Origin of the sequence: Rhodanobacter sp. Root627 (assembly GCF_001427835.1) — a bacterium.
Lineage (GTDB): Bacteria > Pseudomonadota > Gammaproteobacteria > Xanthomonadales > Rhodanobacteraceae > Rhodanobacter > Rhodanobacter ginsenosidimutans.
In genome coordinates, this window is the sequence record NZ_LMGW01000001.1 from 204,307 (window position 1) to 217,174 (window position 12,868).

Sequence of the window (12,868 nt, forward strand, 5' to 3'; positions counted from 1 at the left end):
ATGCCGTCCCGGCTGCCGTATGCGCGGCCGGCCATCGCCTCAGTCGCGATTGCGACGTTCCCGCTTGCCGTCCGCCGACGACTTGTCGCCACGGTGGTGGCCGGTATGGGTGGACGGGGCGCGGCGTGGCTGGCGGTCAGCCCGCGCCGGTGTCGACGCGCGATTGATGTTCTGCGCCGGACGTACCGTCGTGGAGGGCCGGAAGCTCGACGAGCGTCGCGGCGGCGTCGATGTGAAGGAGTGACCACGGTCATGGCGCTCACGATGTTGCGTGGGCCCGTCCGATCGCCGCGGTGGCGAGGGGCGATGCACCGGCGGCGGTGACTGCCAATGCCGCGGCCGGTTGTAGTGCGGCGGACGCGGCCTGGCCGGCGGGTGGTAGATGCGACGCGGTGGTGGCCGGTGCCGGATCGGGCGCTGGTACCAGTAGCTGCGATGCCGGTAGAACGGGCGTTCGCGGTAGTAACTGCCCCAGTAATTGCCGATCACGAAAGTCACGATGGGAATGCCGATGCGCGCACCGTACTCGGGCAGCAGCACGCGGCGGTTGTCGTAGTCGTAGCGCAGGTAATCGCCCACCATCCAGCCGCGGTTGCCGAACGCAATCACGTCACACCAGCCCCAGCCATCCGTGCACCCCTGGATAGACACGCGGCTGCCCGCGGGGATCGTGGCTATCCAGGGGTAGTCGACATCCGGCCCCGCGCGCAGATTGACGTTGGCGGTGACAAACCCGTCCGACGCCTGCGCCCACAACGGTGCAACCAGCAGCAGGGCGAGGCTGATCCAGCGCAGACGTTTCATGAGCGGTCTCCGTGTTGTACGTGGCACCGGACAACTGCCGGCATCCCGTGGTGAGCAACGCAAAACTCCGGCGTGACACATCGTGCCGACTTTCGCCCAAATCGCGAGCAGCGCGCGTTGATGGCCGGCTATTTCATGACGTGAGTGGCGTCATGTTGCCATCAGCGCGCTGATGCCCGGTACACAGATGGTTGAACGTGCCAGCGGACGTGTGGTGTACCGCGTGTCGACCCGTCGGGAAGGGAATCAGTCAGGTTGCGGGCGGCGGGGCAGCGTGTGCACAAGCCGGTCGCTCACGGCATTGCCCCGGCAGGTTGTGCCTCGCTGGCGGACGGGACCACACGGAGCAGCCAGTGTTCGAATGCCAGCAGGAATCGTTGCAGCGACTGGGCGGTGGTCGGGTCAGTCAGGATGCCCCTGTCGTCGAAACGGGTGGTGGCGTTCGCCACAAATACCGTGGGTGTGGGCATCACCAAGGCCCCGCAGGCGTGCAGTACCTGTCGCAACGAGGCCTGGGCCAGACGCGTGCCCCACGGGCCGCCGCTCGCGCCGAGCACGGCGATCGGTTTTTCCAGCAGCACTTCGCCCTCCGGGGCTTCGCGGGAAAGCCAGTCCAGTGCGTTTTTCAGCACGCCTGGCATGGCATGGTTGTATTCGGGCGTGGCGATGATCAGCCCGTCCGCAGCGGCAATGGCCGCGCGCAAGGTCTGCACGCCGGCGGGACCGGCCGGCTCACGCTGTTCCACATCCTCATCGAACAGCGGCACCGACGACAGCGCGTCGAACACGTCCAATCGCAATGTCGGTGGCGCCATGAAGGTAGCGGCGTGCAGCAGGCGGCGGTTCCACGAGGCGCGGCGCAAACTGCCAGCCAGGCACAGTATCGATCGGGGTTGGCTGAGCGTGGGCATGGGTGTCTCCTTGCAAGTCAGTTCAGGGGAATCAGGAAAACCGCGCAGGCCACCAACAGGGCGCCCATGACGGCATCGACGCTGCGACGAACGACCGGCCGAGCCAGCCAGCGCGCCAGCCATGCGCCGAATACGGCCCACAGCAACAGGCAAAGGGTTGGAATCAGCACGAACAAACCGGCCAGTGGCAGGTGTCCCCGCAAGCCGGTGGCAGGCCACGTCGCCAGCGCCGTCAGCACCATCACCCAGCTTTTCGGGTTGAGAAACTGGAAACCGATCAGCCCGAATGTGCTGATGGGAAGACCGTGTCCGAAGGTGGAATCCTCGCTGCCCGTCGCGACCGCGCGGACGAACAGCGCGGCACCGAGCCAGCTCAGATACAGCGCACCTGCCATCCCGGCCCAGCGCTGAAACGATGGATATGCCGTGAACAAGCCGCCTGCACCGAACGCGATCACGGCGAGCAACAACAGCCCTCCGAGCACGACACCGGCAATGGCCGGCAATGCACCGCGCAGGCCGGCCTGCATGGCAGCGCGCAGCACCACGAGATTGTTGGGGCCTGGCGTGATCGCGGCGACGCCGAGCAGGCCGGCCAGGGCGAACAGGTGATTCATGTGCGTCAACACCTGGAGCAATGGTCGAAGATGTGAATGGTCAAGCCCTGCCATGGAGCGTGCCGCGATCCTTATGGTCTAGAATTTCGACCATGAAAGACCTTCCCCTGAATGCCTTGCGTGCTTTCGCCTTGGTCTATGCGCACGGTGGCGTGCGTGCTGCGGCGCGCGAGTTGGGCATCGCCCATTCCTCGGTGAGCCGCCATCTGGGCGAACTCGATCGTTGGCTGGGTGTGCCGTTGCTGCGCGCCGAGGCAGGACGCGGCGCTCCGGCTTTCACACCGCAGGGCGAGGCGCTGGGTCGCGCCACGCTGGCGGGCCTGGGAGAGATTGCGCAGGCCGTGGCCGTGCTGCGGGAAAGCCGGCCGGCCCACGCGGTGACGCTGTCCACCTCGCCCTCGTTTGCGATCCGCTGGTTGCTTCCGCGGCTGCCTGCGCTGGAAAAATCGCACCCCAAACTGGAGTTGTCCGTGCAGGTGGAGCAGCGCCTGGACGCCATGGACGATGGCCGCGTCGACCTGGCCATACGCATGGGCCAGGGGCCATGGCCGGCCCTGCACGTGGAGCCATTGATGGACGATGCGCTCTACCCGGTGATCAGCCCGACGTTGTGGCAGGCATCCGGTCGCCCATCGAAACCTGCGCAGCTGGCCGGCCTGCGCCTGCTGCATGATCGCGACCCGCAAGCGGCCTGGGAATCCTGGCGACGAATCCATGGCCCGGCCCGGCTCGCCTTGCAGGGTGGTGCGCGCTACACCTCGTCCGATCTCGTCCTGCGCGCGGCGGCGCAGGGGCAGGGTGTGGCGCTGGCACGTCACCGGCTGGCCGCGGATGACGTGGCGGGTGGCAGCTTGTTGCGGCCATTCGGCGAACTCGAGGTGCCGTTGGGGCCGTCCTATTGGATCGTGCGGCCGCAGGCAAAGCCGCGTGCGGCGGTAGCCGCCGTGATCGACTGGCTGCATTGGCAGGCGGCGGGGTCGCGCCGACCGGCGCGCTGATCAGCCGCGTGCCAGCGCCCCTTCGATGAACTGCTGCAACTGCGCGGCGCTCAGTGCGCCGGATTGCCGCGCGATCTCGCGGCCACGTCGGAACACGATCAGGGTGGGAATGCTGCGGACATTGAAGCGTTGCGCCAGTTGCGGCTGCGCCTCGGTGTCCAGCTTGGCCAGGCGTGCACGTGGCTCCCACTGGCTGGCAGCGTTGGCGAATACGGGCGCGAAACCCAGGCAGGGGCCGCACCACGGTGCCCAGAAATCCACCACCACGGGCACGTCGCCGCGCGCCGCCAGCGCGTCGAAGTTGGCCGTGGTCAATTCAAGCGGATGGCCTGGGAACAACGCCTCCTTGCAGCGGCCGCAGCGCGGCGCCTCACCGATACGGGCGGCTGGCACGCGGTTGAGCGCGTGGCAATGTGGGCAGGGAAGATCGATCGTGCTCATGCTGACTCCATGGCAACCTGCGCGCGAACCGCTGCATGTCCGGTCAGCCGCCGCTTCGGTGGAAGCGACGGCCGACGACTCATTCAGCGTGACGGCACGCCGCGGGCGTATCGGCGATCATGGTAGACCCGATGGACGTGGCCGGCACCCAGGCTGCCGCCGATGGCCGCGGCAATCAGCGAAAGCAACAGGCTGGCGAACAGCACCCACATGGCCATCGCCATGTAATGCGCGGCGCTGTCGGCGGCAGCCTTGATGTCGCTGCGGGCACGCGCCGCAGGGGCGGAAAGCCCTTGCACGGTGCTGTCGATATCGGCCGGCGACAGGTTGGTGTTGGCCGCCAGCAACGCCTTGGCGGTATCGGGCTGGTCGGCGATCAAGGCCATCGTCGCCGTGCTCGCCGTACGCGGATCCAGTCGCACCGGCGCCGTGGCCATGCCTCCCGTCGTCGGCGCGTAGATGGAGCCCGATGCCGCGCCACCGGCTTGCCGCACCCGTTGCATCAGCTTCGCCTGCAACGCCACGCGGGCATCCGCCCCGGTGTGCTGGCCGCCGTGTGGCATGCCATGGGCATGCGCGCCCAGGCGGGCACCGCCCATCATGCTGGCGCCGCTGCCGATGGCACCGCCCATGCCCAGGGCCAGCAACAATCCGGACGCGGCAATCGAAAGGCCCCAGACGGTAATGCCGTGCATGACGCCCATGTTCCGGTCATCACGGCTGTCGAACCAACTGGCGAACATGCCGCCAAGCAACAAGGCCACGATCCAGGTGACGATCACCCACAACGCCGTACCGATGCCGATGCCCTTGGCCGTCGCTTCAGCGTCGTAAGGGTCGAAGGCAGAAAAGCCCATCGCCAGTCCGCCCACGTACATCAGAAACGCGACGCCGACGGCGACCAGCCAGCCGGCAATGATCGCGCCCCAGTTCATCGAGGGCTGGCTCAGCTCCACGATTTCCGTGCGCTCGATTTCCACTTGTGCCATGTCGTTCTCCCGCGGTGGGTGATCGGATCGAAGATGCCTTCGCGGCCGTGGATCAGGTGCAACCGCGCAACAGGAACAACACGATCAGCACCGGGATGGGAATGCCCAGCAGCCACAGCAGCACCCAGCCGATGCCACCTTTCTGCTTCTGCCGGTCAAGCTCCCGGCGATAGGCCTCAACCAATGTTTTCATGCGGCTCTCCCTGGTGGATATGGCATCCGGGATGGATGCGGCGCATCACCGCGGCGGCGCGGTGATGCACCAGGGGAAAGTGCTACGGCAGGCGTGGATGGCTCGTGATGCGCAACCGCGTTGCGTTCAGGTGGCGCTGTCCAGCTGCGCCTGGACTTCGTTGATCGAATCGCGGATGCGCTTGCTGAAAACCGAGTCGTGCTGGTGGATCAGCAGCAGGCGTTCGGTGGCGCGGGTCATGGCCACGTAGAGCAGCCGTGCCTCGGCCGCTTCGTCGCCGTCGGGCGCCGGCATCTCGCCGAGGCCGGGGATGATCACCAGCGGAAATTCCAGTCCCTTGCTGGAATGCATGCTGACGATCTTCACGCTGTCCTTCACCAGGAACAGCGTGGATTTGCCATCGCCGTTGGCCAGTTTGCAGGCGATGCCGCCCGCCTGCAGCGCATCGCGAAGAGCGCGGCCCTGGCGGTCGTGCTGGTACAGCACGGCGATGTCGTCCAGGGCGCGGCCGCGCGCCTGTTCGTCGCGAATTTGCGCGATCACCACGCCGACTTCATCGGTGTCGTCGTCCACCCGGATCAACTCGGGTACGGCGCCGCGCCGCCCCGCGCTTTCCGGTGCGATCAGCGGCACGCCGTCATCGTCGCCGTCGTGTGCCAGCAGCAGTTCGCTGGCGAAGCTGCGCGCCACGGAGAGGATTTCCAGCGTGTTGCGGTAATTGAGCTTGAGGATGGTGGTGCGTCCACGCGCCTGCACGCCGAGGCTTTTCCAGGTGAATTTGCGCCGGTCGGTGCGGCCGTTGATGTTCTGCGCATCGTCGTACAGCACCAGTAGCGAGTTGGTGCTGGGATCGATCATCTGCACGATCAGCTTGTACCAGTCCGGCTCGAAATCGTGGCCTTCGTCGATCAGCACGGCGCCGTACTGGAAGCGTGGGATGCGCTCCTGGTCGACGCCATCGATCACCCGCTGCACCATCTGCGCAAAGAAATCGCGGCTGCCCTTGGCCGGCGGTTCCACGTGGTAGGCCGTGAGCATCTTGTGGCACCACTTGTGGAAGTTGTAGACCTGCACCTTCTCGCCCAGGCCGCGCTCGCCGATCAACTGGTCCAGCCGCGCGGCCAGCGTCTTGTTGTAGCAAAGCACCAGGATTGGCCGCGACAGCTCGCGCGCCAGCTGCATGGCGCGAAAGCCCAGGATCATGGTTTTGCCGGAGCCGGCCACGCCGTGGATGATGCGGTGCTCGTCGCCCAGCGAGCGCGCCAGTTGCTCCTGCTGCGCGTCCATCACCCGGATCAGGTCGGGGATTTCCAGCGGCTTCGGTGCCGGCGCGTCCGCGCGGTCGAACAGGCCGAACTGGCCTTCGCCCGAGGCCACGCGGATTTCCGGAAACAGGTGCCAGCGCACCCGGTCGATCTGCGGCAGGGTCAGTGCGGTGGGGAAGATGTAGGGAAACATCGCCCACAGGCGTTCCTGGAAATCCTCCACCTCCACGCTGTCGTAGATCTCGTCCTGGCAGATGGCCAGATGCGCGGGGATCACCGCATCGAGCTGGCCGTCGATGAACTGCCGGCGGCTGATGTTGGCGAGCACCACGCCATAGGCCCACGGCATCACCAGCTTGCCGGCGTGATGGCCCTCCTGCGGTTGGCGCAGGGCCGGGTCCTTCTGCAACTGCATGTAGACCTCGGTGGCATAGCCACGCGCCTGCAGCAGCGGGTTGTTCTCCTTCACCAGCCCGCGCCCGGTGAGCAGGGTGAACTGGGTCTTGTCGGCGTGCTGGATGGTGGCCGGCTTCCAGTCCTTCACCTCCAGCACCAGCAGGCCGCGGCGCGGATGGAACACCATGAAATCCGGGCGCAGCTGCTTCAGCCCGACCGGAACGTCGTACCACAGCAGGTAATCATCCTCGAGCTTCTGTTCCAGCCGCTCGGAGAAACGCTTCTCGCCGCCGGTCATGCGCGGCAGGCAGCCGTTGCGGGTGGGAATGAGCGTGGCCACGTAGGTCCCTGAAAAAGCCGATCACGGGACGTTAGCCGATCAGCACAGCGTGTCAACGTGCGCCATGGTGCGTTGCACGATCAAAAATGATGTGCTATTTGTAGCGGCCATGAATCGTGCCCACGCCCACCAGTACTTTTGGTTTTATACCTATCCGAAATTGCTGGCGGAGGCACAGTCGCGATCATCTTGAAGTCCTGAAGATCATTCCCGAAAAGCCGCCAGCTACCACCGGCGGCTTTTTTTATGGCCGTCGCTGGCACCCAACCGAAGGAACCGCCACCGTGTCCCAGCCCACCGACGATTTGCGCATTCGCAGCCTTACCCAGCTCAGCACGCCCGCCGAGGTGATCGAGGATTGCCCCGCCAGCGAAGCGGCCACCGAAACCGTGTCCGCCTCGCGCGCGGCCCTGCACCGCATCATCGGCGGCGCGGACGACCGGCTGGTGGTGGTGATCGGCCCGTGCTCCATCCACGACCCGCGCGCCGCGCTGGAATACGCCGGCCGGCTGATGGCGCAGCGCGAGCGCTACGCCGACACGCTGGAAATCGTGATGCGGGTGTATTTTGAGAAGCCGCGAACCACGGTGGGCTGGAAGGGGCTGATCAACGACCCGGATCTCGATGGCAGCTTCCGCATAGACAAGGGCCTGCGGCTGGCGCGGCGCGTGTTGCACGACATCAACAACCTGGGCCTGCCGGCCGGTTGCGAATTCCTGGACATGATCTCGCCGCAGTACATCGTGGATCTGGTGGCGTGGGGCGCGATCGGTGCGCGCACCACCGAAAGCCAGGTGCATCGCGAACTGGCCTCCGGCCTGTCCTGCCCAGTGGGTTTCAAGAACGGCACCGGCGGCGACGTGAAGATCGCGGTGGATGCGGTGCAGGCCGCCTCGCAGCCGCATCATTTCATGGCCGTGACCAAGGAAGGCCGCGCCGCCATCGCCGCTACCGCCGGCAACGAGGATTGCCACGTGATCCTGCGCGGCGGCCGCCAGCCGAACTACGACGCGGCCAGCGTGGAATCGGCCTGCGCCGTGATCGGCAAGGCCGGCCTTGCTGCGCGGGTGATGATCGACGCCAGCCACGCCAACAGTTCCAAGAAGCCTGAAAACCAGCCGCGCGTGATCGACGACATCGCCACGCAACTCGAAGCCGGCGAACAGCGCATCATCGGCGTGATGGTGGAAAGCCACCTGCTGGGTGGCCGGCAGGACCCCGTCCCCGGCCAGCCGCTGGTCTACGGCCAGAGCATGACCGACGGCTGCATCGACTGGGACAGCTCATTGCAGGTGCTGGAGCGGCTGGATCAAGCGGTGCGTCGACGCCGGGAAGCGGTAGCGACGACGGCGGCGACCGTAGCTGCCTGAACCACCGCTTTCTCCCTTCTCCCGCTCGCGGGAGAAGGTGCCCGAAGGGCGGAAGAGGGGCTCTTGGTGTTGCTCCGCGCAACGCAAAGCGCCCCCTCAGCTCTTCGGGCAGCTCCCCCGCAAGCGGGGGAGCGAACGGGATGTTCAACCCTGCAGGCTGGCGTCCAGCGTTATCTCGGCGTTGAGCACTTTCGACACCGGGCACCCCTCCTTGGTCGCCTGCGCGATCTTTTCGAACGTGGCCGCATCGGCGCCCGGCACCTTGGCCTTGCAGGTCAGGTGCACGGCGGTGATGGCGAAGCCGTCGCCGTCCTTGTCCAGTGTCACCACTGCGTCGGTTTCGATGCGGTCGGCGGTGAGGCCCGCCTTGCCCAGTTCCAGCGACAGCGCCATCGAGAAGCAACCCGCGTGGGCGGCACCGATCAGTTCCTCCGGGTTCGTGCCGGGGCCGTCCTCGAAGCGGGATTTGAAACCGAACGGTGCCTCACGCAGTACGCCGGTCTCGGTGGAAATGGTGCCCTGGCCATCCTTCAAGCCACCGATCCAGTTGGCCGATGCGGATTTCTTCATGGCGATGTCTCCAGACTGAGGGGGAATCGCCAGTGTGCCGGGGTGTTCATTCAAGCGGCGCGAAGAAGGCAGCTGTTCACGCGCGTTTGTCCCGAATGCGGCTTATGCTGGACTTCCGTCAGTGGAGTCCGTCATGGATCTGGAAATCACGCACGATCGCACAGGCCACCGTTTTGAAACCACCGTCGACGGTGCCGTTTGCGCCATCGATTACACCCTGACCGGCGGGGTGATGAACATTCACCACACCGGCGTGCCCAGCGCCGTGGAAGGCCGCGGCATTGCATCAGCGCTGATGAAGGCCGCCACCGACGCGGCGCGTGACGAAGGCTGGAAGATCAAGCCCTCGTGTTCCTATGCGGCCGCCTGGATGAAACGGCATCCGGAAGCGGCCGACCTGCTGGCCTGATCGGCGTCATGGTCCGTCGCGCGAAACGCGAGCGGGGCGGCGAACGCCTGGCATCGGCCGGCGGCTGGTGGCCCTGGAACGTGCTGCGCACCCGACCGTCGCTGGCGGTGGGCGGCGGGTTGATGGTGCTGGTCTGCGGGGGCCTGGTTCTTTTCGGGCTGCACCCGGCGCCGGCGTTGCTGGTGGGGTTCGATGTGGGCGCGCTGGTTTTCTTCGCCGCCCAGTTGCGGCAGTTCGGCCGCGCCACCCAGGACGAGATGCGTGAACGCGCGCGTTCCCAGGACGCTGGTCGCTGGGGCATCTTGTGGAGCGGGGTGGCGCTGTCGGCGGTGGTGATGGTGGCGCTGGGTACCGAACTCGAGATGGGCAAAGCCGGCGGATGGCTTGCGTTGGTCATTGCGGCCGTCAGCATCGTGCTCAGCTGGCTGTTCATGAACACGCTGTTCGCGCTGCATTACGCGCACGGCTTCTACGGCGATTACGGCGAGGAGCACGAGGGCCTGGATTTTCCCGGCAACAAGGAACCGGATTACTGGGACTTTGCCTATTTCGCCACCGTCATCGGCATGACGTTCCAGGTGTCCGACGTGCAGGTCACCAGCCGCTACCTGCGCCGAATGGTGTTGCTGCACGGCGTGATCGCGTTCTTCTTCAACATGTTCATCATCGCGGTGAGCGTGAACATCATGGCGAGCCAGGCCTGAGGGCCGGCTGATCAATCACGGAAATTGTCGAACTGCAGCGGCAGCTCCACCTCGGCGCTGCGCAGCACCGCCATCGCCTGCTGCAGGTCGTCGCGCTTCTTGCCGCTGACGCGCAGCTTGTCGCCGTTGATCTGCGCCTCGACCTTGAGCTTGGCCGCCTTCAGCGCGGCCACCAGCTTTTTCGCCACCGGCTGCTCGATGCCCTGCTTTACGGTGATCTTCTGCCGTGAGCCGCCCAGGTTGGTTTCCGGTTCGGCCACGTCCAGCGCGCGGATGTCGATCTTCCGCGCCACCAGCCGACCACGCAGGATGTCCAGCATCTGCTGCAGCTGGAACTCGCTGGGCGCGGCTTGGGTGATGGTGTAGTCGTCCAGCGTATAGATGGCTTCCGTGCCCTTGAAGTCGAAGCGGGTAGCGAGTTCGCGGTTGGCCTGGTCGACCGCGTTGGTCAATTCGTGTTTGTCGACTTCGGAAATCACGTCAAACGAAGGCATGGCGGCAACTCCTGGGAACGGTCGTTCAGTGTAAGAGCAGCTGGCCGCTGAGGGATAATGCCGCGTTCTGCAAAACGGGTGACGGGCGATGGCCGGATGAAATGGGATGTGCGCAATGTCGACGTGCTGGTCGTGGGGGCGGGCGCCGCCGGGCTGATGTGCGCGATCGCCGCGGGTCAGCGCGGCCGTCGGGTGCTGGTGGTCGATCACGCCAACAAGGTCGGCAAGAAGATCCTGATGTCCGGCGGCGGTCGCTGCAATTTCACCAATACCGGTGCCGGGCCGTCCAACTACCTCTCGGCGAATCCACATTTCGCGAAATCGGCGCTGGCGCGCTACACGCCGGCCGACTTCATCGCGCTGGTGGAAAAGCACCGCATCGCCTATCACGAGAAGGAGCTGGGCCAGCTGTTTTGCGACGAGTCGTCGAAGCAGATCGTGCGCATGTTGCTGGACGAATGCGCCGCCGCGGGCGCCACCATCGAAGTGGATTGCCCCGTGCAGCGCGTCCGCAAGATGGCGCACGGTTTCAGCGCCACGACGGCGCACGGCGAAGTGCACGCCGAGTCGCTGGTGGTCGCCTGCGGCGGCCTGTCGATTCCCAGCATGGGCGCCAGCGGTTTCGGCTATGAGCTGGCGCGCCAGTTCGGCCATGAGGTCTTGCCCACGCGCGCCGGGCTGGTGCCGCTGACCTTGAGCGGCAAGCACCAGGATCATTACCAGGATCTCGCCGGTGTGGCGCTGCCGGCGGTGGAGACGCGGGTGGGCAAGCAGGCGTTTCGCGCGGGCCTGCTGTTCACCCATCGCGGCATCAGCGGTCCGTCGATCCTGCAGATCTCCTCGTACTGGAAGCCGGGTGATGATTTGCGCATCGATCTCGCGCCGGACCAGGACCTCGGCACCTGGCTGGTCGGACAGCGCGCGGCACGCCCCGCGGCAGAGCTGAAAACCGTGCTGGCCGACGTGTTGCCCAAGCGGCTGGCGCAACGATTGTGCGAGCAATGGTTCGAAAGCCGCCCCATGCGCCAATACCGCGAGGCCGAGCTGGCCGGCATCGGCGCGCAACTGGCCAACTGGCCGATCACCGCCAGCGGCACGGAAGGTTATCGCACCGCCGAGGTGACTCTGGGCGGCGTCGATACCGACGGCCTGTCATCCAGCACGATGCAGTCGAAGCGGGTGCCGGGGCTTTATTTCATCGGCGAAGTGGTGGACGTGACCGGCTGGCTGGGCGGCTACAACTTCCAGTGGGCGTGGGCGTCGGGGCAGGCGGCCGGCGCGGTGGTGTAGCCCGCAGCTTTCGCATGGGCTGAACGCCGGCCGTGGTTCACTGCGCGGCCATGCTTGTCGAGGACGCTTCATGAAAGTCGGATTTATCGGATTGGGCGCGATGGGCAGCGCCATGGCCAGCAATCTGCTGGCCGCCGGGCATGCGTTGACGGTGTGGAACCGCACGCCCGAGGCCACCGAGCCGCTGGTGTCGCTGGGCGCCAAGGCGGCGCGAACGGCCGATCGCGCCGCCCAGGGCGAGGTGCTGTGCAGCATGCTGGCCAATGACGCAGCGGTGCGCGAGGTGTTTCTCGACAGCGGCCTGCTCGATGCGATGGATGCCGGCACGGTACATGTGAACCACGCCACCATCTCGGTGGCGCTGGCCGAAGAGCTTGCGGCTGAGCATGAAAAGCGCGGACTCGGTTATGTCGCCGCGCCAGTGTTTGGCCGTCCGGATGTGGCCGCCGCGGCACAGCTGAACATGCTGGTCGCCGGCAAGACCACGGCGGTGGAGCGGGTGCGGCCGGTGCTGGAGGCGATGGCCGCCCGCCTGTGGCCGTTGGGTGAGGCGCCGCAACGCGCCACCGTGGCCAAGATCGCCGGCAACTTCATGCTGGCCGCGGCGATCGAGAGCATGGCCGAGGCCACCGCGCTGACCCGCGCCCACGGCGTCAGCGCCGCCGATTTCCTGGACGTGATGACCCAGACCCTGTTCGCCGCGCCGGCCTACCAGGGCTACGGCAAGCTGATTGCCGAACAGCGCTTCAAACCCGCCGGCTTCACCCTGCCGCTGGGCCTGAAGGACGTGGGGCTGGCGCTGGCGGCGGGAGAAACCGCCCGCGTACCGTTGCCGTTCGCCGGCGTGCTACGCGACAGCCTGCTGGAGGCCCTGGCGGGCGGCGACGCCGAGTTGGACTGGTCGGCACTGTCGCTGGTGGCCGCCCGCCGCGCGCATCTCGACGAAGGCGAGCGAGGCTGATCCATCCGGGCGTGAGACCGTCCCGCGAAGTCTCCCTTCTCCCGCTTGCGGGAGAAGGTGCCCGACAGGGTGGATGAGGGTGCTCCTGGCCCCACCGGAGAACACGATGACGCCGG

At 66.4% G+C, this 12,868-nt stretch carries 15 protein-coding genes; 6 read left to right on the top strand and 9 right to left on the bottom strand.

Annotated elements, in window-relative coordinates; genetic code table 11:
- Positions 1 to 39: 39 nt before the first annotated feature.
- The 3 genes from ASD68_RS01015 to ASD68_RS01025 form a co-directional block, all read right to left on the bottom strand.
- A complete protein-coding gene (locus ASD68_RS01015) occupies positions 40 to 804 on the bottom strand; it encodes an SH3 domain-containing protein (RefSeq protein WP_056602591.1) in 765 nt (254 codons plus the stop codon).
- Between the two features lie 293 nt (positions 805 to 1,097).
- Entirely contained in the window at positions 1,098 to 1,715 is a 618-nt protein-coding gene (locus ASD68_RS01020) for an NADPH-dependent FMN reductase (protein WP_056602593.1), read from the bottom strand.
- A gap of 17 nt (positions 1,716 to 1,732) precedes the next feature.
- Positions 1,733 to 2,386, bottom strand: a complete 654-nt coding sequence (locus ASD68_RS01025) for a LysE family translocator (protein WP_235578597.1) — start codon at positions 2,384 to 2,386, stop codon at positions 1,733 to 1,735.
- Between the two features lie 38 nt (positions 2,387 to 2,424).
- On the opposite strand from ASD68_RS01025, the gene ASD68_RS01030 reads away from it, so the two are divergent.
- The gene (locus tag ASD68_RS01030) at positions 2,425 to 3,330 is read left to right on the top strand and encodes a LysR substrate-binding domain-containing protein (RefSeq protein WP_056602597.1); all 906 of its coding nucleotides are present in this window, start codon (positions 2,425 to 2,427) and stop codon (positions 3,328 to 3,330) included.
- On the opposite strand, the gene trxC is transcribed toward ASD68_RS01030, so the two are convergent.
- From trxC to ASD68_RS01045, 4 genes are all read right to left on the bottom strand, one after another.
- Complete coding sequence (gene trxC / locus ASD68_RS01035) at positions 3,331 to 3,771, bottom strand: thioredoxin TrxC (protein ID WP_056077742.1); 441 nt, start codon at positions 3,769 to 3,771, stop codon at positions 3,331 to 3,333. It abuts the gene before it with no gap.
- A gap of 83 nt (positions 3,772 to 3,854) precedes the next feature.
- Positions 3,855 to 4,760, bottom strand: a complete 906-nt coding sequence (locus tag ASD68_RS01040) for a hypothetical protein (protein WP_056602599.1) — start codon at positions 4,758 to 4,760, stop codon at positions 3,855 to 3,857.
- A gap of 52 nt (positions 4,761 to 4,812) precedes the next feature.
- A complete protein-coding gene (locus ASD68_RS17075; protein WP_200945308.1) occupies positions 4,813 to 4,953 on the bottom strand; it encodes a hypothetical protein in 141 nt (46 codons plus the stop codon).
- A 126-nt stretch (positions 4,954 to 5,079) separates the two neighbouring features.
- On the bottom strand, positions 5,080 to 6,954 hold the full coding sequence (locus ASD68_RS01045) for a 3'-5' exonuclease (protein ID WP_082545906.1): 1,875 nt from the start codon (positions 6,952 to 6,954) through the stop codon (positions 5,080 to 5,082).
- A 284-nt stretch (positions 6,955 to 7,238) separates the two neighbouring features.
- Between ASD68_RS01045 and ASD68_RS01050 the strand changes: the two genes are divergently transcribed.
- Positions 7,239 to 8,324: a 3-deoxy-7-phosphoheptulonate synthase gene (locus ASD68_RS01050; RefSeq protein ID WP_056077753.1), complete on the top strand. Its 1,086-nt coding sequence runs from the start codon at positions 7,239 to 7,241 to the stop codon at positions 8,322 to 8,324.
- Positions 8,325 to 8,468: 144 nt separating this feature from the next.
- Here the strand turns inward: ASD68_RS01050 and ASD68_RS01055 are convergent, their stop codons facing one another.
- Positions 8,469 to 8,900, bottom strand: a complete 432-nt coding sequence (locus ASD68_RS01055) for an OsmC family protein (RefSeq protein ID WP_304437672.1) — start codon at positions 8,898 to 8,900, stop codon at positions 8,469 to 8,471.
- 127 nt (positions 8,901 to 9,027) lie between these two features.
- On the opposite strand from ASD68_RS01055, the gene ASD68_RS01060 reads away from it, so the two are divergent.
- Both ASD68_RS01060 and ASD68_RS01065 read left to right on the top strand, forming a co-directional pair.
- Positions 9,028 to 9,303, top strand: coding sequence for a GNAT family N-acetyltransferase (locus ASD68_RS01060; protein WP_056602605.1), 276 nt, complete (start codon positions 9,028 to 9,030; stop codon positions 9,301 to 9,303).
- An 8-nt stretch (positions 9,304 to 9,311) separates the two neighbouring features.
- Positions 9,312 to 10,007 carry a DUF1345 domain-containing protein gene (locus ASD68_RS01065; RefSeq protein WP_056077762.1) on the top strand — a complete coding sequence of 232 codons (696 nt, stop codon included), beginning with the start codon at positions 9,312 to 9,314 and terminating at the stop codon, positions 10,005 to 10,007.
- A gap of 11 nt (positions 10,008 to 10,018) precedes the next feature.
- Here the strand turns inward: ASD68_RS01065 and ASD68_RS01070 are convergent, their stop codons facing one another.
- Positions 10,019 to 10,501 (bottom strand): YajQ family cyclic di-GMP-binding protein, encoded by a 483-nt coding sequence (locus ASD68_RS01070; RefSeq protein WP_056602607.1) that lies wholly within the window; start codon positions 10,499 to 10,501, stop codon positions 10,019 to 10,021.
- 96 nt (positions 10,502 to 10,597) lie between these two features.
- Here ASD68_RS01070 and ASD68_RS01075 point away from each other — a divergent pair, with 96 nt between their 5' ends.
- Positions 10,598 to 11,791: an NAD(P)/FAD-dependent oxidoreductase gene (locus ASD68_RS01075; protein ID WP_056602609.1), complete on the top strand. Its 1,194-nt coding sequence runs from the start codon at positions 10,598 to 10,600 to the stop codon at positions 11,789 to 11,791.
- 70 nt (positions 11,792 to 11,861) lie between these two features.
- Positions 11,862 to 12,752 (top strand): NAD(P)-dependent oxidoreductase, encoded by an 891-nt coding sequence (locus ASD68_RS01080; RefSeq protein ID WP_056602611.1) that lies wholly within the window; start codon positions 11,862 to 11,864, stop codon positions 12,750 to 12,752.
- Positions 12,753 to 12,868: the final 116 nt, after the last annotated feature.

Bases quoted from the DNA above. Each gene is read 5' to 3' on its own strand.
- ASD68_RS01015 (WP_056602591.1), bottom strand. From the start codon at position 804: ATGAAACGTCTGCGCTGGATCAGCCTCGCCCTGCTGCTGGTTGCACCG.
- ASD68_RS01020 (WP_056602593.1), bottom strand. From the start codon at position 1,715: ATGCCCACGCTCAGCCAACCCCGATCGATACTGTGCCTGGCTGGCAGT.
- ASD68_RS01025 (WP_235578597.1), bottom strand. From the start codon at position 2,386: ATGGCAGGGCTTGACCATTCACATCTTCGACCATTGCTCCAGGTGTTG.
- ASD68_RS01030 (WP_056602597.1), top strand. From the start codon at position 2,425: ATGAAAGACCTTCCCCTGAATGCCTTGCGTGCTTTCGCCTTGGTCTAT.
- trxC (WP_056077742.1), bottom strand. From the start codon at position 3,771: ATGAGCACGATCGATCTTCCCTGCCCACATTGCCACGCGCTCAACCGC.
- ASD68_RS01040 (WP_056602599.1), bottom strand. From the start codon at position 4,760: ATGGCACAAGTGGAAATCGAGCGCACGGAAATCGTGGAGCTGAGCCAG.
- ASD68_RS17075 (WP_200945308.1), bottom strand. From the start codon at position 4,953: ATGAAAACATTGGTTGAGGCCTATCGCCGGGAGCTTGACCGGCAGAAG.
- ASD68_RS01060 (WP_056602605.1), top strand. From the start codon at position 9,028: ATGGATCTGGAAATCACGCACGATCGCACAGGCCACCGTTTTGAAACC.
- ASD68_RS01065 (WP_056077762.1), top strand. From the start codon at position 9,312: ATGGTCCGTCGCGCGAAACGCGAGCGGGGCGGCGAACGCCTGGCATCG.
- ASD68_RS01070 (WP_056602607.1), bottom strand. From the start codon at position 10,501: ATGCCTTCGTTTGACGTGATTTCCGAAGTCGACAAACACGAATTGACC.
- ASD68_RS01075 (WP_056602609.1), top strand. From the start codon at position 10,598: ATGAAATGGGATGTGCGCAATGTCGACGTGCTGGTCGTGGGGGCGGGC.
- ASD68_RS01080 (WP_056602611.1), top strand. From the start codon at position 11,862: ATGAAAGTCGGATTTATCGGATTGGGCGCGATGGGCAGCGCCATGGCC.